The sequence below is a fragment of the Faecalibacillus sp. TM498 genome (assembly GCF_020589955.1).
Classification (GTDB): Bacteria; Bacillota_I; Bacilli_A; order Erysipelotrichales; family Coprobacillaceae; genus Faecalibacillus; species Faecalibacillus intestinalis.
In genome coordinates, this window is the sequence record NZ_JAJDKB010000147.1 from 1 (window position 1) to 484 (window position 484).

Annotated in this window: 1 protein-coding gene; it reads left to right on the forward strand. The window is 31.0% G+C overall.

All coding sequences use genetic code 11. The annotated features are described in order from the left end of the window. A partial coding sequence (locus tag LJD32_RS15075) for an Rpn family recombination-promoting nuclease/putative transposase (RefSeq protein ID WP_227403847.1) occupies positions 1 to 350 on the forward strand: 350 nt, incomplete at its 5' end. Positions 351 to 484: the final 134 nt, after the last annotated feature.

Genomic DNA, 484 nt, shown 5'->3' on the forward strand with positions numbered 1-484 from the left:
ACATTGTCGTAAAAACAGATGTTGATGGTGTCTGTTGTCTCTTCAGTATCGAACACCAAAGTACGATCGATAAGAATATGGTGATTCGATATGGCAACTATGAAATGACGGAGTATTTAAAACAATTAAAAAACAAAAAACTTAAAAGATTAGTTCCTCAAGTTATGATTATTTTTTATACAGGAGATAAGAAATGGAATACCCCTTTAGAATTAAATGATTACTTTGATATACCAGAAGAATTAAAAGAATATGTTAATGATTGGAAAATCAAAGCTGTCGATGTCAAAGAAATAGATACCAGTAAGATCAAAGATGAACAAACAAGAAGCCATCCAAGAGATGTATAAAGGAAACTATGAGGGATTACATCGAAGAATAAAGATGAATAGAGATAACTTTATTTATGCAGCCATCATTACAGGAAGTTTAGATTTAATTAGAGACTTACCAGAAGGAGATGAAATCGATATGTGTGAAGGAA